The organism is Providencia sp. wls1916 (genome assembly GCF_009706585.1).
Lineage (GTDB): Bacteria > Pseudomonadota > Gammaproteobacteria > Enterobacterales > Enterobacteriaceae > Providencia > Providencia lanzhouensis.
Window position 1 is genome coordinate 162,510 of sequence record NZ_WLUL01000014.1, and the last position, 19,153, is coordinate 181,662.

The 19,153-nt window shown below is 43.9% G+C and carries 16 protein-coding genes; 15 read left to right on the forward strand and 1 reads right to left on the reverse strand.

Annotated features, from left to right (window positions below; genetic code table 11):
* Positions 1 to 3 precede the first annotated feature (3 nt).
* Genes GKR61_RS10105 through GKR61_RS10115 form a run of 3 tightly spaced genes read left to right on the forward strand, consistent with a single transcriptional unit; the run spans position 4 to position 1,890 of the window.
* A complete protein-coding gene (locus GKR61_RS10105; RefSeq protein WP_036956204.1) occupies positions 4 to 507 on the forward strand; it encodes a fimbrial protein in 504 nt (167 codons plus the stop codon).
* On the forward strand, positions 504 to 1,016 hold the full coding sequence (locus GKR61_RS10110) for a fimbrial protein (RefSeq protein ID WP_036956207.1): 513 nt from the start codon (positions 504 to 506) through the stop codon (positions 1,014 to 1,016). Before GKR61_RS10105 ends, GKR61_RS10110 begins: the two co-directional genes overlap by 4 nt.
* Positions 1,017 to 1,035: 19 nt before the next feature.
* The gene (locus GKR61_RS10115) at positions 1,036 to 1,890 is read left to right on the forward strand and encodes an MrpH family fimbial adhesin (protein WP_036956210.1); all 855 of its coding nucleotides are present in this window, start codon (positions 1,036 to 1,038) and stop codon (positions 1,888 to 1,890) included.
* Positions 1,891 to 1,954: 64 nt separating this feature from the next.
* Here the strand turns inward: GKR61_RS10115 and GKR61_RS10120 are convergent, their stop codons facing one another.
* A complete protein-coding gene (locus GKR61_RS10120; RefSeq protein WP_195848383.1) occupies positions 1,955 to 5,830 on the reverse strand; it encodes an Ig-like domain-containing protein in 3,876 nt (1,291 codons plus the stop codon).
* Between the two features lie 325 nt (positions 5,831 to 6,155).
* Between GKR61_RS10120 and hypF the strand changes: the two genes are divergently transcribed.
* From hypF to hypE, 12 genes are all read left to right on the forward strand, one after another.
* A complete protein-coding gene (hypF, locus tag GKR61_RS10125) occupies positions 6,156 to 8,438 on the forward strand; it encodes a carbamoyltransferase HypF (RefSeq protein ID WP_272537337.1) in 2,283 nt (760 codons plus the stop codon).
* Positions 8,439 to 9,057: 619 nt separating this feature from the next.
* Entirely contained in the window at positions 9,058 to 10,176 is a 1,119-nt protein-coding gene (gene hybO, locus GKR61_RS10130) for a hydrogenase 2 small subunit (protein ID WP_036956217.1), read from the forward strand.
* Between the two features lie 2 nt (positions 10,177 to 10,178).
* Entirely contained in the window at positions 10,179 to 11,234 is a 1,056-nt protein-coding gene (hybA, locus tag GKR61_RS10135) for a hydrogenase 2 operon protein HybA (protein ID WP_036956220.1), read from the forward strand.
* A complete protein-coding gene (gene hybB / locus GKR61_RS10140) occupies positions 11,221 to 12,408 on the forward strand; it encodes a Ni/Fe-hydrogenase cytochrome b subunit (RefSeq protein WP_036956223.1) in 1,188 nt (395 codons plus the stop codon). The genes hybA and hybB overlap by 14 nt, the downstream gene beginning before the upstream one ends.
* Entirely contained in the window at positions 12,405 to 14,108 is a 1,704-nt protein-coding gene (gene hybC / locus GKR61_RS10145; RefSeq protein WP_108478454.1) for a hydrogenase 2 large subunit, read from the forward strand. The genes hybB and hybC overlap by 4 nt, the downstream gene beginning before the upstream one ends.
* Positions 14,108 to 14,602: a HyaD/HybD family hydrogenase maturation endopeptidase gene (locus GKR61_RS10150; protein ID WP_036956228.1), complete on the forward strand. Its 495-nt coding sequence runs from the start codon at positions 14,108 to 14,110 to the stop codon at positions 14,600 to 14,602. The genes hybC and GKR61_RS10150 overlap by 1 nt, the downstream gene beginning before the upstream one ends.
* A gap of 7 nt (positions 14,603 to 14,609) precedes the next feature.
* Positions 14,610 to 15,095 (forward strand): hydrogenase-2 assembly chaperone, encoded by a 486-nt coding sequence (gene hybE, locus GKR61_RS10155; protein ID WP_108478511.1) that lies wholly within the window; start codon positions 14,610 to 14,612, stop codon positions 15,093 to 15,095.
* Positions 15,095 to 15,436: a hydrogenase maturation nickel metallochaperone HypA gene (gene hypA, locus GKR61_RS10160; protein ID WP_006659165.1), complete on the forward strand. Its 342-nt coding sequence runs from the start codon at positions 15,095 to 15,097 to the stop codon at positions 15,434 to 15,436. The genes hybE and hypA overlap by 1 nt, the downstream gene beginning before the upstream one ends.
* Before the next feature lie 126 nt (positions 15,437 to 15,562).
* Complete coding sequence (hypB, locus tag GKR61_RS10165) at positions 15,563 to 16,675, forward strand: hydrogenase nickel incorporation protein HypB (RefSeq protein ID WP_154599782.1); 1,113 nt, start codon at positions 15,563 to 15,565, stop codon at positions 16,673 to 16,675.
* Positions 16,666 to 16,962, forward strand: coding sequence for a hydrogenase maturation factor HybG (gene hybG / locus GKR61_RS10170; RefSeq protein WP_036956233.1), 297 nt, complete (start codon positions 16,666 to 16,668; stop codon positions 16,960 to 16,962). The genes hypB and hybG overlap by 10 nt, the downstream gene beginning before the upstream one ends.
* Complete coding sequence (gene hypD, locus GKR61_RS10175) at positions 16,946 to 18,058, forward strand: hydrogenase formation protein HypD (RefSeq protein WP_154634343.1); 1,113 nt, start codon at positions 16,946 to 16,948, stop codon at positions 18,056 to 18,058. The genes hybG and hypD overlap by 17 nt, the downstream gene beginning before the upstream one ends.
* A 1-nt stretch (position 18,059) precedes the next feature.
* Positions 18,060 to 19,085: a hydrogenase expression/formation protein HypE gene (gene hypE / locus GKR61_RS10180; protein ID WP_154639757.1), complete on the forward strand. Its 1,026-nt coding sequence runs from the start codon at positions 18,060 to 18,062 to the stop codon at positions 19,083 to 19,085.
* Positions 19,086 to 19,153 lie beyond the last annotated feature (68 nt).

Genomic DNA, 19,153 nt, shown 5'->3' on the forward strand with positions numbered 1-19,153 from the left:
CTTATGAAAAAGCTCTTGTTATCATTCGTTTTATTTCTGGCATACACAAGTGTGGCACAGGCTGTCAAAGTGAGCTTTAGAGGAAATTTGATAGAGGGAACGCCATGTGTCATCAATAATAATCGCCCGATTGAGGTAGATTTTGGTGATGACTTGGTGGTTTCGTTAGTGCCGACCAAAGATGGTACAAAATATATAGAAGATATCGATTTTGAATGGGAATGCGACAATATCTCATCTGGAATGGATGTGATTTTCAGTTTTGAAGGCAAACGTTCTTACTTTGATAATGATTTATTAGCAATTAATGAACAAAGAGATATTGCACTGCAAATTTATTATGATTCAGACACATTGAAAGTGAACGATACGTTTGTATACACCTATGAATCTGACTATAAAAAACCTGATCTGAAGGCGGCATTAGTAAAAAGTAGCTCAAGTTCTGCTCGTGTCGAGCCGGGCGAGTTTACCGCTAGCGCGACATTAACGGTTGCTTATCCATGAAGATAATCTTCTTTACTCTATTACTTTATTTCTCCGGGAATGCGTTCGCGGATGAGGTGAATTTTTCTGGAGTATTGAGACACGCCATTCCTTGTATCGTCAATGGCGGCGAGGAGCTTGTGGTGCCATTTCATGAGGTCAATGATAAAGACCTTTATCGTCAAAGAGATATCTCTGAAGTCTTTGAAATTACACTCTCTGAGTGCGAGTTTTTACCTGATTTTTCATTTTCGATGTCATTTACGGGAATCAGTAACCCGAAAATTAAAGGTTCGCTGCGAATTGATGGTGACCCCGGTGATCTGGGCTATGCCATCGTGTTGAGTAGCGATAATGGCAATGTGGATATTAATAGCCAATACCCTATTGTTGGAATGAACGGTAGTAAATTCCCTAGCGTGATCCCGCTGAAAGCTTCCATTTTGGGGGAAGAAGACGCAATCAAAAATAAAAGTATTAAACTCGGGGATTTTAGCGCCACCACCACTTTTAATATCTATTACGAATAACTCGGTTGTTAAGGATATTATGAAAAAACTTATTCTTATCTGTTTGTTAGCGATATCGTCTTTTCAATTTGCTCGGGCTGAATTTGCAGCGCAAGGTGAGCTTGTTACTGACCATGGCGCATGGATGGACACACGATATATTTTACGCGGGGACTTACAACACGATAATCGCCCGATGGCTGTGCAAACGACAGGCAGTTGTCCTTGTGATATAGAGTTAGGATCTTGGGGAACCTATGCAGATGGTGGGTATGGTGCGGGTACCTCACACATTGTTAACTTTGATACTCACTCAGTGAGATTAAGAGAGCGAAGTTCATGGGACGAAAGCCCCGTTACGTTCAGTGAAGTGGCTAGAGCATTAGAAAAAGATAACGTTTTAAATAGGCAAATTCCGGGACGTTGGCAGTTTTATCCGAGAAGGCCTGGAGTTGGATACTGCTTCAATTTAGGTATTTTGTATCGACAAAAAATGCAGCGTGAGCAAACCGCAGATAACCCAATAATTCTCTGTTCACCATTAGACCCTGCTATTACTAACTGTGATATTGAAGGTCCAGACTACATTGACCACGGCACATTATCCAATAGCTCGATGAATGGTCATACTGTGAGAGAAAACTTTACGATCAGCTGCACAAATCCAACGGATGTTAAAATTTCTGCTGTCGCAGGATTAGATAACGATAACTTTATTTTTATGGCGGATGGGCTAGAGTCTGAAATTAAAGTCAATGGTGCGCCATCAACCATACTTTCGGTAGATTCATTTGTGAAACAAACTTTTGATGTTTCCAGCACATTAAGAAAAACCAAAGATCTTGCTCCGGATGAATATTCAGGTATTTTCCTGTTATCAGTTGAGCTCCCTTAGTATTCAAGCATAAAAGACAATGGCAGGGTTTTGGTCAATACATCGAGACTGAAACCCTGCCATTTTATCTATCAATGGTAATAAAACGAATTGCACCCAAGAAAACACGATTGATTGATGAAGTTTGACTATTCCATCCTGTAAACCCGATAAATTGTTCTCCCGATGGGATTTGGTAGACATAAGTTTGTGGATTAGTGCAGGTATTATGTGCTTCTCCAATCACCTGGTTACTTGTGGGCTTGTAGAAGGTTAATTGACCGATGACCAGTACGCCTTGGAAGCGGCACACAATAACATCAATTTTTGTCACCGAATCTGTGTTAGTTATGGTCGTGGCCGTTCCTCCCGTTCCACCGGAATTTCCGATAGAATCCACGACCCAATCCCCTTGACCCGTTAACGTATATCCAGGAGGCTCTATCAAGTATTCAGAGGCTGAATTGGGTTTGCTGGTGGAATCACCATATATTGGTGACATGTTCAATTCACTGACGGTCAATTTTGCGGGTATGACGGTGACAGGGACACCTTTATAACCTGTACCAGTACTGCTAACGCTAATATCGACGATCCCTTTCTGTAGACCTTGAATTTCTCCCGGAGATATTGGTCTCGCCACACTGGTATTACTGGATATCCAATTGACTTGGTTAGCATTTAATTGAATTTCACTTTCTACACCATCGCTGGATTTAACGAATAATTGATAATCATATAGGGCGGTCACTCCTATTTTATGATCTAAATTGCTTAACCTGAATATATAGGTATACACGCTAATTGTTGGTGACTGGGCAGTATAAGTTGAATACAGCACTGTTGCGGTGATCTGGTAATCACCAACAGTGGAAGAGGTGACAACCGCCGTATATTGACCAGGAAGGGTTTCTGTCACATTGCTTATCTTAAGTTCGTTATTATTGGCGGTAAATTTCACATCATTTTTAACCCCTGTAATCGGTTGATTATTCTTATCGAGCATAGTGAGCGTGATTGTGGCTCTTCCATCCTCTGTTGCACCCGATGAATTGACGATACGTGTTTTATCTAGCGTGAGAGTTGATTTGCTCGGGTCAATAGCACTGGTAAATGTGACGGTGACATCTTGGGTACTATTATTAATCGACAGGGCAATGACGCTGGGTCCCGGCAGACTACTGGTCAAGGAAATAATGGTTTCACCATTAATATCGGTTTCTGGAATTGGACCAATGCCAATATGGGGATCCGCAGTCACAGTGACTCTTTGACCTTTTATAGGGTTATTATTGGCATCGATGATTTTGACTTTTATTTGATTAATTTCGATTTTATCGGCTTTAGCATCATTTTTGACGACAGTAATCGCACTTTTATCTAATTGGGCTGTACTGGTATCTGCAATAAAATCAACTGAAACAGATTGTGAGCTTCCGTTTAGCTCTGCCGTTATTTTGTATTGCTTAGCCTCAGTGCTTGTGATGGAGAATTCAGTTTCCCCCGCAGTATTCGTTGGTGAAACAGTACCTACAATCACGCCAGTATCGGTACTCACTGTAATGATTTGGTCTGCAAGTGGATTACCATTTTTATCCGTCACGATAACCTTGACGCGATCGGTATCAACACTATTGGCTTTAGCATTATTTTTGGTGATTACCATGTCATTTTTATCAATTTTCGCAGAGTTGTTATCCCCAACAAATGTCACGTTTAGGGATTGGGTACTGCCATTAATTTCAGTGGTTACTCGATATTGAGCCGCTTTGAGGCTCGTGAGCGTAAATTCTGTTTCTCCCTGACTATTGGTTGGCGAGATTGCGCTGATAATTGCACCATTTTCTGCTGTCACTGTAATTACTTGATTTGGAAGCGGGTTGTTATGGGCATCCGTAACGATAACTTTAATTTTATTCGTATCAACACCATTAGCCGTCGCGTTATCCTTCACCAAAATCATATTGGCACTATCAATTTGAGCCGTGCTCTTATCGGGCATAAACATCACGTTGACGGTATGGTGACTGCCATTAAATGTTATTGTGATTTCACTATTACCCGCATTAAAACTGGTTAAAGAGAAAATCGTATCGCCATTTGCATCGGTAGGGGTAATGTTACCCACTGTTGCGCCATTATTTGCTGATACACTAATCAATTGATTTTCTAGTGAATTTCCAAATTTATCCGTGATGTGTACAGAAATTCGGTTAGTGGCTTTGTTATTGGCGACGGCATTATCTTCAATAACGACAATATCAGATGATATGATTTGGGCGGTGGAACTGTCAGCGATAAATTGGAGAGGCTTGCTGGATTGATAACCATCTTCTAATTTAGCAATCAATAATCCTTGTTGGGCTTTTTGCCCCCAAATATTGATAATAATCTGTCCGTTACTGTCCGTTGGTAATGTGAGCGGAGAAGCACTGGAAATATTATTGCCAGATAAAGTAAATGCGGATAATGGCGAGAAACCTGATAACGTAAATTCGACATTGGTATTTGAGAGCGCTTTTCCGGCAGCATCGGTGACTGTCACGGTTGCTTCATAGTTATCTGAATCATTGGCTGTCACAGAGCCTTGAGGAACGACGGTAAAAATAGAAATCATTCCTGACATCGGTTTTACATTTAAACGGGTTGTCGCCGTATTCGATTTATTCCCATTATTATCGATTGCAATAGCCGTTACCGTATAGGTTTTAGGGTTGTTTTGAATGGGAGGTAAAACAATTTTGATACTGTTTACGGAGGTTTTAATAAAGCTTCCTCCATCAGCAATCAGTTCAGGGGCTGACCATTGAATGTCTTTGACGCCATATTTAGACTTTATAATTGTTGCGGTTAGATTGATCTGTTGCTTTGATTGCACCTCTAATTCATTAGGTAATGAAATGGTGAGCAATTCTTGTTTCTTATATTGCATGACGATGTCGTAGTTTCGGTCGACAAAGTCGTAACGTAATCCTGTAAGAGAACGCATACTTTTGACTGAGTCAGCAGATAATTGGCGATTCAGTGGAAGATCAAACCGATAATTAATCTGGAGCATCGCAGATGTATCGCTGGAGCTGCCTACGGACTGGTTTAATTTCATCGTTACAAGCGGTATTGGTGTATAAGAAACGCCAACACTATAAAGGCTTGGGTTATTTTTTAAGTCTCTTAAATATGAACCATTGTTAATATTTACATTCTTTCCATAATAATGCTCGTATTTTAAATTTGCCCCAAATTGAGGATAGTCTGGAAGAAACCCTTCGAATCGAACATCAAAACCATTAGCTGGACGCTCATCAAAATCACGCCAATTATCTAATTTAGAACCATGCCAATCACTCAAGCGAAAATAACCATTGCTTGATAGTTTAATAAAATCAGCGGATGCTTCAGCGCCTAAACCTAAGCGTCTATTTGAAGATGTTGAATCATAAAACGAGTTAACTCCCCACATCCAATCATTATTAAGCTGACGATAACCGAATCCCATATTCGTTGTTGTACGATCTTCATTAATTTGTAATCCCAATTGGGTGAAGACAATATGGCTATCTTTATCATATAAGGGATAGAGGATAGCGGCATTACCGCTTTTATCCGTGTTAAATTGAATGCGGGCATAAGCAACCTGATTAAACCAATTATTAATATCACGGTTAATCTTCTGCATTAATGTATTTTCTAACATATTTCTAGCAGTATTGGTGCTATTTTCACTACTCAGGATTGTACCTAACTTGCTTCCTTTTTCAGCAATAAATTTCTGATTGTTATCTTGTTTATTTATTGGCTCTGTTGGCAGTTCAGGAAGGTCATTAATAGATTGCTCTGATGTGTTTTCTAAGATAAGCCAGTGTTCTTGTTTATTTTCATTAGCATTACCAATAGGAAAAAAACTCCAAAAAATAAAAAAAGATATTTGAAGTAAAATTAATGATGTGAATTTTTTATTCATTGTATTCATTTTCATTGTCTATGCTTACATTAATGACAATCAAATATTGATATTATTTATCTGTCTGGGTTGATTTCGTTTTTTTTAAAATTTATTTTTGATTTTTAATTATAGGGTACATTTATTTTTATTGGTGGAATAATGATTAATTTATTTTCGTCTTTTAATTGATTATTTGAAAATGAATGAAACGTTATTTTTAAAATAAAGTTTCGAACTCATATGCCATAAGAAAACTTAAAAACGCTTTATTTTTTGATCTGAACTCAGGTTATTTATACGTAGAAGCGCGAGAATAGCATCTCAGTCACCAGAGGGCATTAGAGTGAAAAACGGCATACAGTTACGTATCAAAGGAAAGGTTCAAGGGGTTGGATTCCGACCTTATGTCTGGCAACTTGCCCATCAATGTGCCTTGAATGGTGACGTCTGTAATGATGGCGAAGGTGTGCTGGTACGCCTGCTAGAGACTGCGGATATCCCTTTATTTACTCAGCTTTTATATCAACACTGCCCGCCGCTTGCACATATTGAATCTATTCAATCCCAACCTTTTCAATGGGATGAGTTGCCAGAAAAATTCACGATTCGTCATAGTGGTGCAGGACGAATGGATACTCAGGTTATCCCCGATGCAGCAACCTGCAAAGCCTGCCGTGACGAGCTGTTTGACCCTGCGAATCGTCGCTATCATTACCCGTTTGCAAACTGCACCCATTGCGGTCCTCGTTTTACTATTATTCGTCAAATGCCCTATGACCGACCAAATACCTCAATGGCGGCATTTCCTTTATGCCCTGAATGTCAGCAAGAATATGAAAACCCAGCAGACAGACGTTTTCATGCTCAGCCAAATGCTTGTGCAACCTGTGGTCCTGAAATCCAGCTGTGTGACAAAAATGGCAAGGTTCTAGCGGTTCACCATCAAGCCTTAGAACAAACGGCGACGGACTTATTGAATGGCAAAATTGCAGCAATTAAAGGGCTTGGCGGTTTTCACCTTGCGTGTGATGCCACTAATTTCCATGTAGTTGAACAATTGCGTCAACGTAAACACCGTCCCAGCAAACCTCTGGCGGTAATGATCCCATCTCTCAACTGGCTAAAAGACCAAGGAGTTGATGTCACTGAAGGTTTACGTGCATTACTTGAAAGTGCGGCGGCACCGATTGTCCTTATTCACGCATGGGAGAATAGCGTATTAAGCGAAAATATCGCACCACATTTGCGGGAAGTGGGGGTAATGCTACCTTCCAACCCGCTGCAACATTTGCTGATGGCGCAGGTGAATAGGCCATTAGTGATGACCTCAGGAAATGCATCGGGCAAACCTCCGGTACTGACGGAGCAAACGGCTTTCACGGATTTAGCAAATATTGCAGACATTTGGCTGATGCATAATCGTGATATTGTGCAACGGGCGGATGACTCTTTAGTGCGTTACCATGCCGGAAAAGCGGAAATGTTACGCCGAGCCCGAGGTTATGTACCGGATGCTATTGACCTTCCAGCGGGCTTTGAAAACTCACCATCTATTTTGGCGCTAGGTGCGGATTTAAAAAATACCTTTTGTTTGCTTAGAGATAAAAGTGCGGTGATGAGCCAGCATTTAGGTGATTTGGACGATATCGATATTTATCAACAATATCAGCAATCTATTGCACTATTTGAGTCGATTTATCGATTTAAACCTGAATACCTAGTAGGGGATATGCACCCCAATTATGTTAGTCATCGTTACGGTAATACCTTAAGTGACCAGTTGAATATCCCGATGATGCACGTTCAGCATCATCATGCTCATATTGCGGCGGTGATGGCGGAATATGGAATTCCGTTAGGTAATGAAAAAGTAATTGGTTTGGCGCTGGATGGTCTCGGTTTTGGTGATGATAACCGGCTGTGGGGTGGTGAGTGCTTACTTGTCGATTATGCCTCTAGCCAGCACCTTGGTGGATTACCGCCAGTTGCCATGCCTGGGGGGGATCTAGCATCTCGCCAACCATGGCGTAACTTATTGGCCCATCTAGAAAAATTTGTGCCTGATTGGCAAACAAAGCCCATTGCTTCGGCGCTCGCTCCTTTTGCTTATCCACTATTACAAAAAGCGATTGCTAGAAAGCTTAACTGCCCAACCGCTTCATCGGCAGGACGATTATTTGATGCTATCGCAGCGGCATTAGGGATTTGTCCTCAGCAAACTAGTTGGGAAGGCGAGGGGGCTTGTCAGTTAGAAGCGCTAGCATTGCAAAGCTCAGTTCAGCAGCATCCTGTCACAATGCCGGTGGTGGATAATCAATTGGATTTAACCACCTTTTGGCATGAATGGTTGGCTTATGATGCGCCGAGAGCGGAACGAGCCCATGCTTTTCATCAAGCCTTGGCGCAAGGATTTGCGGATTTAGCGCTGCAACAAGCGAAACGGTATAGCATTCCACAAGTGGTGCTGTCTGGTGGCGTTCTGCATAACCAATTATTACGTCATTTGCTAATAGAGAATCTACAGCCTCTTGAGGTATTACATGCTCGTCAATTACCGATGGGAGATGGTGGACTTGCATTGGGGCAAGTTGCGATCGCTGCCGCAATATTGAAAAAAAATAACTGAGAATAATAGTCAGGCTTTATTTGTTTTTATTAGACATATATTAATAAATAAATTTAGCTTTATTTATTTTTGATATTCATTCGTATTTAATTTAATTGATATTAATTCTTATTTGTTTTTACCACAATAGTCATTATTGAAATAAGACGTTACTCGAAATTCGGTTAATTATACTTATCTATAAGACCTAATGGATGGATTTTTATTTTAACATCATGATATAACAACCTTTTGTTATCTTTTTTTAACATTTTATCTCCTATTTTTTTAAACAAATTGAAATCAGTATGAAAAGTTAAATAATCTTTTAACTCGTCGCTGAATCGATTTTTCTATCATAAATTTAAAAAAGACCAAATTTCTTATTGGCTCTTGATGAAGATCAAGTGATTAAAAAGCGGTAGGACTAGGATCTCATTTATATTTACACATCAGGTAATTCTAATAAGGTCTCAGCTTATTAGGTGTAATTGGTGAAGCGATTTTGAATACAAATAATACCTAAATTCCTATGCATATTTCTAATATGTGGCGGATTTTATTTATTTTTTGAATGCAAAATCGTAAAGAAAAATAGCCTAATAAATAGGCTCTAAGCCACTCATAATAGGAAATAGAAATGGCAGGAGATAACTCTATTCTTTCTCCCCATGGCATTAATCGCCGTGACTTTATGAAGTTGTGTACAGCGCTTGCTGCGACAATGGGGTTAAGTGGAAAAGCCGCCGCTCAAATGGCTGATGCGGTGAGTGATCCAGAACGTCCACCCGTCATTTGGATTGGTGCTCAAGAGTGTACAGGATGCACAGAATCGTTGCTGTGTGCGACTCACCCAACCCTCGAAAATTTAATTCTCGATACCATTTCTCTCGAATATCACGAAGTTCTCTCTGCGGCTTTTGGTGAGCAGGTTGAAGAGAACAAGCACAATGCTATTGAAAAATATAAAGGTAAGTATGTTTTAGTGGTCGATGGTTCGATTCCACTGAAAGATGATGGCATTTACTGCATGGTGGCAGGAAAACCTATCGTTGAGCATATCCGCATGGCAGCTGAAGGCGCGGCTGCGATTATTGCTATCGGTTCTTGCGCTTCTTGGGGCGGGGTTGCGGCAGCTGGGGATAACCCAACAGGCGCGGTTGGCTTAAATGAAGTTATCAAAGATAAAACCGTTATCAACATTCCGGGTTGCCCGCCAAACCCACATAACTTCTTAGCAACAGTTGCCCACCTGATCACCTATAACCGTCCACCAGCGTTGGATAGCAAAAATCGTCCAATGTTCGCGTACGGTCGATTAATTCATGAACACTGTGAACGCCGTCCACACTTTGATGCGGGGCGCTTCGCAAAAGAGTTCGGCGATGCTGGTCACCGTGAAGGTTGGTGTTTATACCATTTAGGCTGTAAAGGGCCAGAAACTTACGGCAACTGTTCAACCCTACAATTTTGTGACGTTGGCGGCGTGTGGCCAGTGGCAATCGGGCATCCATGCTACGGCTGTAACGAAGAAAATGTGGGCTTCCACAAAGGTATCCACCAATTAGCGAATGTGGAAAACCAAACACCACGTTCCGAAAAACCGGATTTGAATAACAAAGAAGGTGGACAAGTTTCTGCAACTGCCGTGGGCTTAATCGGTGGTGTAGTCGGTCTGGTGGCAGGTGTCAGTGTGATGGCTGTACGTGAGTTAGGGCGTCAAAAACGTCAAAATGATACCAACTCACGGGGAGAATAACCGTGGATAGACGAAATTTCCTTAAGCTCTCAGCTGGGGGAGCGCTGCTTGCAAGCACCACTTCGCCGAGCTTGGCGGGAGCGGAAAATAGGCCGCCAATTCCAAATGCGTTGGGCATGTTGTATGACTCGACACTCTGTGTTGGGTGCCAGGCGTGCGTCACCAAGTGTCAGGATATTAACCATCCTGAGCGCAACCCTGTTGGTCCTCAAACATGGTCAAACAATGACAAACTGACGCCATACACCAACAACGTGATTCAAGTGTGGAGCGATGGCTCAGGCTTGCATAAAGATCAGGAAAAAGATGGCTACGCCTACATTAAAAAACAGTGTATGCACTGCGTTGATCCTAACTGCGTCTCTGTTTGCCCTGTTTCTGCGCTCACCAAAGATCCGAAAACAGGCATCGTGCATTACGACCCTGATATCTGTACGGGTTGCCGTTATTGCATGGTGGGTTGTCCATTCAACATCCCTAAATATGCTTATGACGACAAATTTGGTGCCATCCATAAATGTGAACTGTGTAACCAAAAAGGCGTAGAACGCTTAGATAAAGGCGGTTTACCTGGTTGTGTTGAAGTGTGCCCAACAGGTGCGGTGATTTTTGGTACCCGTGAAGAGCTTCTCGCCGAAGCGAAAAAACGTTTATCGCTGAAAGCGGGTGAAGAGTATGGCTTCCCTCGCCAAACTGTACATCACAATGACCCGAACGTGATGCCAGCACCGAAATACCAACAGCATATTTACGGTGAATTGGAAGGCGGTGGTACTCAGGTCATGGTGCTTTCTGGTGTGCCATATCAAAATCTGGGACTGCCAGAGCTAGATGAACTGGCAACCGGTGCACGCTCTGAAAATGTTCAGCACACCTTGTATAAAGGCATGGTTCTGCCTCTCGCGGCATTAGCGGGACTGAGTTTCTTAGTGTATCGCAATACCAAGAATCATGATTCTCATGACGACAAGTCTCATGGCAATAAAACGCATGACGACCAAAATCATGACGACCAAAATCCTAAGGACAAGGGGGACGACTCTAATGGCAACGCATGATAAAGAACAGCCGCTAGGTGGGCGTTTAGTCAGTTGGCCAGTGATTGTCTTCGGACCGTTTGTCATCCTGTGCCTGATTTTGATTGTAAAACGTTTAGTGTTTGGTCTGGGTTCAGTCTCTGACCTGAACGGCGGATACCCATGGGGGATCTGGATTGCCTTCGACTTACTGATTGGTACCGGTTTTGCCTGTGGTGGATGGGCGTTAGCATGGGCAGTGTATGTCTTTAACCGCGGTGAATATCACCCGTTAGTACGTCCTGCACTGTTGGCGAGTCTATTTGGTTACTCTCTCGGTGGTTTATCTATCACTATCGACGTGGGTCGCTACTGGAACCTGCCTTATTTCTATATTCCAGGGTACTTTAATACCAACTCTGTGCTGTTTGAAACCGCAGTGTGTATGACTATCTACATCGGTGTCATGGCGCTGGAGTTTGCCCCTGCAATTTGTGAACGCTTTAATTGGAAAGTGTCATTAAAACGCCTGAATAAAGTGATGTTTTTCATCATCGCATTGGGCGCGTTACTGCCAATGATGCACCAATCTTCTATGGGTTCACTGATGATTGCCGCAGGGCACAAGGTTCATCCGATTTGGCAAAGCTATGAAATGTTGCCGTTATTATCGCTACTGACCGCCTTTATTATGGGTTTCTCCATTGTGATTTTTGAAGGCTCTTTATTGCAGTCAGCGTTAAAAGGGCAAGGGGCTGATGAACGACCTCTGTTTGTTAAGTTAACCAATATCCTTCAAGTGTTCTTAGTGCTGTTTTTGGTTTGCCGTTTCGGTGAACTGATTTACCGCGGCAAGATGCACTATGTGATGGCGATGGATTTCTACGCCATGATGTTCTGGATTGAGACTGCATTAATGGTGATCCCGCTGATTATCTTCCGTATGCCATCCCTGCGTACTGACTCAAGATGGTTATATATCAGTGGATTAAGCATGTTACTGGGTTCTGCGCTATGGCGTATGAGCTACTCACTGATCGCCTTCAATCCTGGCGGTGGATATGACTATTTCCCAACCGCAGAAGAGATATTAATTTCCATCGGTTTTGTGGCCATCGAGGTGTGCGCATACATCTTGTTAGTTCGCCTATTACCGATTATTCCAGCAATAAAAAAATCTAATTCAAGTCCTTCTCAGGCCCGAGGTAAAGCATGAGCCAACGTATAACTATCGACCCGGTAACTCGTATCGAAGGTCACTTACGCATTGATTGCGAAATCGAAGATGGAAAAGTCACTAAAGCGTGGGCATCCGGCACCATGTGGCGTGGTATGGAAGAGATTGTAAAAGGGAAAGATGCCCGCGATGCATGGATGATCATGCAGCGTATTTGTGGGGTTTGTACCACAGTTCACGGAATTATTTCTGTGCGTACCATTGAAAGCGCACTGAATCTTGAAGTGCCTGTTAACGCGCAATATATCCGTAATATGATTTTGGCGGCGCATACTATTCAAGACCATATTGTGCATTTTTATCAGTTATCTGCGCTGGACTGGGTAGACATTACTTCTGCATTAAAAGCTGACCCAACCAAAGCGGCGAATATGCTTAAAGGGGTCTCTACATGGTCGTTAAACAGCCCTGAAGAGTTCACCCGTGTTCAAAACAAAATCAAAGATTTAGTCGCCAGCGGTCAGTTAGGTATTTTCGCTAACGGCTATTGGGGTCACCCTGCGATGAAATTGTCGCCAGAAGTGAACTTAATTGCGGTGGCTCACTACCTGCAAGCGCTGGAATGTCAGCGTGATGCCAACCGTATCGTGGCACTGCTGGGCGGTAAAACACCGCATATTCAAAACTTAGCGGTGGGCGGTGTTGCTAACCCAATCAACCTTGATGGTCTTGGTGTACTTAACCTTGAGCGCTTAATGTACGTGAAATCCTTTATTGACCGTTTAGGGGATTTTATCGAGCAAGTGTACAAAATCGACGCGGCAGTGATCGCATCGGGTTATCCAGAATGGTTAGAAATGGGTAAAGGTGCCAAACATTATATGTGTGTACCTGAAATGCCAATGGACAACAAAAATGGCAGCTTCTTGTTACCGGGTGGTTATCTGGAAAATGGGGATTTCAGTACTTATCGCCCAATCACTAGCCACACTGATGAATACCTGATTAACGGTATTAAAGAGAGCAGCAAGCACGCATGGTACAAAGATAACGAGCCGCAAGCCCCTTGGGAAGGCACCACTATTCCTGACTACACTGGCTGGGAAGATGACGGTAAATACTCTTGGGTTAAAGCACCAACCTTCTACGACAAAACCGTGGAAGTGGGTCCATTGGCTGACTTGCTGTGCAAACTGGCAGCGAAACATGAGCCAACTGAAAAACACTTTAACGATGTCGTCGGTTTATACCAAACCTTAACAGGCAACACGATCACTAAAGACCAGCTCGAATCAACATTAGGTCGCATTATTGGTCGTACAGTTCGTTGCTGCGTATTAAACGAAACCTTGTCTATTCAATGGCAAGCTCTGGTGGATAATATCGGTAAAGGCGATCACACCACCTTTATCAAACCAAACTTCCCACAAGATACGGTGATCAAAGGGGTTGGTTTTGGTGAAGTGCCTCGTGGTCTGTTATCCCACTGGGTGGTGGTAAAAGACGGTAAAATTGAAAACTATCAAGCGGTTGTTCCATCTACATGGAACTCGGGTCCACGTAATTTCAATGATGAACCAGGTCCTTATGAGCAAGCGCTAGTCGGAACTACGGTGGCTGACCCATCTAAACCATTGGAAGTCGTCAGAACGATCCACTCCTTCGACCCATGCATGTCTTGTGCGGTGCATATCGTCGATACAGAAGGCTCCGAAGTGACCAAGGTGAAGGTGCTGTAATGCGTATATTAGTCTTAGGTGTTGGCAATATTTTGCTGAGTGATGAAGGCATCGGTGTGCGCATTGTTGAAGCACTCGAAGAGCGTTATCACTTACCAGAATGTGTTGAGGTATTGGATGGTGGAACGGCAGGCATGGAGCTGATTGGCGCTATGGCGGATCGTGACCATTTGATTATTGCGGATGTGGTGCTGTCGAGTCAGCAGCCCGGTAGCATTTTGGTACTGCGCGATGCTGAAGTACCCGCGCTGTTTACCCGTAAAATCTCACCCCATCAGTTAGGGCTTTCCGATGTGTTATCGGCGCTGCACCTAACCGATGAATTTCCGAAGCGTCTGACACTGGTGGGGATTGTGCCTGAGTCGTTAGAACCAGCAATTGGTTTAACAGAAACGGGGCAAGCCGCATTAGAGCCTGCATTGCAAAAAGTGATTGAAGTGCTACGCAGTGAAGGGTTAGAGATTATCGCAAAAGAAGAGAGTCTCCATGCCTAGTGAATCCATGCCAAAAGAAATCCAAGGTTACTCTCAAAACCCGCAGCCTCTGGTTCAGGCTGCTTTTGAACGAGTCGCTCAGCAATCGATGCATGATTTGTCCTTCTTGCATCCGACAATGGGCATCTATGCCAGTGCATTTTCGTTATTTGAAAATCAATGGGTAGGGGCGGTTATCACCCCTTGGATGTTGAGTGCGATCATCCTGCCGGGTCCTGACCAATATTGGGAGCATCGTGTTGTTGGGGAGAAACTTGGTTTGATTCTCCCTTACGGCGAAATGACATACACCGTTGGGGAACTGGAAGGGCTAACTCAATATTTGGCGTGTTCATTAATGTCGCCATTAGACAGAAAGCTAACTGCAACGCAGGGTGAACATCTGGCTGATGACTGCGCGCGGATGTTGCTCTCTTTACCTGTGACGGATCCTAATGTCCCTAAATCGCCGGAACGTCGCGCTGTGTTCGCTCGTTATCTGGGAGACCAATAATGCATGAAGTCTCTTTATGCCAAAGTGCTGTTGAGATCATTGAACAGCAAGCTAGACAGCATCAGGTGAAAAAGGTGACCGGCGTTTGGTTGGAAATTGGCGCGCTCTCTTGTATTGAAGAGAGTGCCCTTCGTTTTTGTTTTGATATCGCGTGCCGCGGAACCGTGGCACACGGTAGTCAATTGCACATCCTGTATCGTCCTGCTCAAGCATGGTGTTGGGATTGTAGTGAAAGTGTTGATGTCCACACTCACGACGCCGCTTGCCCTAAATGTCACGGTTTTAACCTCAAAGTTGAGAACGGTGACAGCCTGCGAATCAAAGAATTAGAAATCGAATAGATTTTTGATCTAAGAACCTTTTGTGTGATTTAGAGCGAAAATTGTGAATTGACCTTGCGGTGAATCAACCTATTTTTCTGATGTTGCACTAAGCTAACTTCATCACTCACTTATGGAGTAATCATTATGTGTAGTACTTGTGGCTGTGCTTCGGGAGAGCGCAGAATTGAAGGTGATGAGCACCAACATCACCATGATCATGACCACCACCATGGACATGATCACCATCACCCTCATGACCATGATCATCACCATGATCACCATTCTCATGGACATGACCATGATCATCATGACCACGACCATCATCACCATGACCACTCTCATGCAGCAGAACATAGTGGTAAAACGGTGATTATTCATCATCATTATTATCATCAAGGTGATGTGAACCACTACTATCAATCTGAGCCCGAAACCTGTGGCGTGAAGATTGAAAAACATAAGCATAAACATAAGCACGAGCATCCGCATTCCCATGATCATGATCATCGTCATGAAGCGGAATCCACTTTTGCCCCCGCAGGTGATCACCATGACCTCGATTATGGACAAGGTGAAGCGGGAACTCATGCGCCGGGCATTAGCCAAAAACGCATGCTACAAATTGAGATGGATGTTCTGGATAAAAATAACCATCTAGCCGAGCACAATCGTGAAGATTTTGTGGCAAAAAATATTTTGGCATTGAACCTCGTTTCAAGCCCTGGCTCCGGTAAAACCACCTTACTGACTGAAACCCTGTTGCGTCTGCGTGATAAATTGAACTGCGCGGTGATTGAAGGGGATCAGCAGACTACCAATGATGCTCAGCGTATTCGTGAAACGGGCGTGCCGGCGATTCAAGTGAACACAGGCAAAGGTTGCCATTTAGATGCACAAATGGTGCATGATGCGGTTGACCGTTTAGGTTTGGATGAGAACAGCCTGCTATTTATTGAAAACGTTGGGAACTTAGTCTGTCCAGCGAGTTTTGATTTGGGTGAACGTCATAAAGTTGCGGTGCTGTCTGTCACTGAAGGTGAAGACAAGCCTTTGAAATACCCGCATATGTTTGCGGCGTCAGACATTATGATCCTTAATAAAATCGACTTACTGCCGTACCTGCATTTTGATGTAGACGCTTGTATTGCCAATGCAAAACGGGTGAATCCGAATATCCAAGTGATCAAAGTCTCTGCCACTAGCGGTGAAGGGATGGATGCTTGGTTAGCATGGTTGGAGACTCAACTATGTGCTTAGGAATTCCGGGCAAAATCGTCGCGGTGGGCGAAGATGTCCACCAATTAGCGCAAGTTGACGTCTGTGGAGTAAAACGCGATGTGAACATTGGGCTGATTTGTGAAGGGGACACCGCGGACCTGCTAGGTCAATGGGTCTTGGTACACGTTGGCTTTGCGATGAGTGTGATTAACGAAGAAGAGGCTCAAGCCACCCTTGATGCGCTAACGGCAATGAGCCAGTTAGACCATGAAGTGGGAGACTTTACAGGGCTAAATTCGGGAGCAACAGATGCAGTACGTCGATGAGTTTCGCGACCCTGCCTTGGCAAAAGCCTTATTGGCGCATATCCGCAAGCGTATTGCGGATATCCCAAGAGCCAAGCAGCGCCCATTACAGTTAATGGAAGTGTGTGGTGGTCACACCCACGCCATCTTCAAATTTGGTATTGACCAGCTTCTTCCTCCTGAAATTGAATTTGTGCACGGACCGGGTTGCCCAGTCTGTGTACTGCCGATGGGACGAATTGATGGCTGCATTGAAATTGCTGAACGTCCTGAAGTGATTTTCTGCACCTATGGCGATGCGATGCGTGTGCCGGGTAAAAATGGCTCTTTGCTGGATGCGAAACGCCGTGGTGCGGATGTGCGGATCGTTTATTCACCCTTAGATGCGTTAAATCTTGCCCAGCAAAATCCTGAACGTGAAGTGGTATTTTTCGGTTTGGGATTTGAAACCACCATGCCGAGTACCGCGCTGACACTACAACAAGCGCGTCTGCGCCAAGTGAAAAACTTTTCGGTATTTTGCCAACATATCACCATTATCCCAACCCTTCGTAGCCTGCTTGAACAGCCTGATGTGCGAATTGATGGCTTCCTTGCGCCGGGGCACGTCAGTATGGTGATTGGCGCTCATCCTTATCAATTTATTACCCAAGAATTCCATAAACCGCTGGTGGTCACTGGGTTTGAGCCTCTCGATATTTTGCAATCTCTTGCTATGTTGGTGGATCAAATTGCGGATGGTCGCTGTGAGGTGGAAAACCAATATAAGCGCATTGTGGCGGATGAAGGCAATCTGTTAGCGCTAAAAGCCTTGAACGATGTGTTTGAATTGAAAGCCACCAGTGAGTGGCGTGGATTGGGGGAAATTGCAGGTTCAGGTGTGCAGCTAACCCTTGATTACCAAAGATTTGATGCGGAGCTACGTTTTAATATCCAGCCTCATCAAGTGTCGGATGACCCTCAAGCACGTTGTGGTGATGTGCTCACGGGGCGCTGTAAACCAAATGAATGCCCGCTGTTTGGGCAACGCTGTACACCACAAACGGCATTTGGCGCGTTGATGGTCTCTTCTGAAGGAGCCTGCGCCGCGTATTACCAATATCGTCGGGAGGCGTAAAATGAGCTCGGATTCTAAAAACGTGGTCACTATGGCTCATGGTAGTGGGGGCTTAGCCATGCAGCAGCTGATTGAACAGCTGTTTTTACAGGCTTTTGCTAACCAAGCTCTCGATGAACGCGAAGACCAAGCACGCCTTTCTCTCGCGGAAATGACCGCATTAGGTAACCGTTTAGCATTCAGTACCGATAGCTATGTGATTGACCCTATTTTTTTCCCCGGCGGCAATATAGGGAAACTGGCAGTTTGCGGTACGGTGAATGATGTAGCGGTTAGCGGTGCTATTCCTAAATACCTCTCCTGTGGTTTTATCCTTGAAGAAGGTCTGCCACTGTCAGATTTGCAAACCATTGTGGAATCCATGGCGGCAACCGCTAAAGCGGCGGGAGTGCAGATCGTGACGGGAGATACCAAGGTTGTACAGCGTGGCGCGGCGGATAAAGTGCTTATCAATACTGCGGGTATTGGCGTGATCCCAACCGAAATTCATTGGGGTGCGCAGCAAATTCAAGCGGGAGATAAAGTGATTGTCAGTGGAACACTGGGCGATCATGGTGCGACCATTTTAAACTTGCGTGAACAGCTCGGCTTAGAAGGGCAACTCAGCAGCGATTGCGCGGTTTTAACCCCGATCATTGAGCCTTTACGTGATATTGATGGTGTGCGTGCTCTGCGTGATGCCACTCGTGGTGGTGTAAATGCTATTTTGCATGAATTTGCGCAAGCCAGTGGTTGCGGTATTTCCATCAATGAAGGGGATTTACCCGTTTCTTCCGCCGTTCGTGGCGTGTGTGAGTTATTAGGTTTAGAACCCCTTAATTTTGCCAACGAAGGCAAATTAGTGATTGTGGTGAAACCCGATGCGGAACAGCAAGTTTTAGCCGTATTGCGTCAACATCCATTAGGCGTTAATGCCAAAACCATTGGTTGTGTGACAGAGAATAAACAGGTGAAGCTGGTGGGCATTTTTGGCGCTTCCCGACTGTTAGATCTGCCGCATAGCGAGCCATTACCTCGAATTTGTTAGTTATTTGTACCCTAAAAACGGTACCTGAAAAGGGTACCGAAATGAAAAAATCACCGGTTAGAGGGATA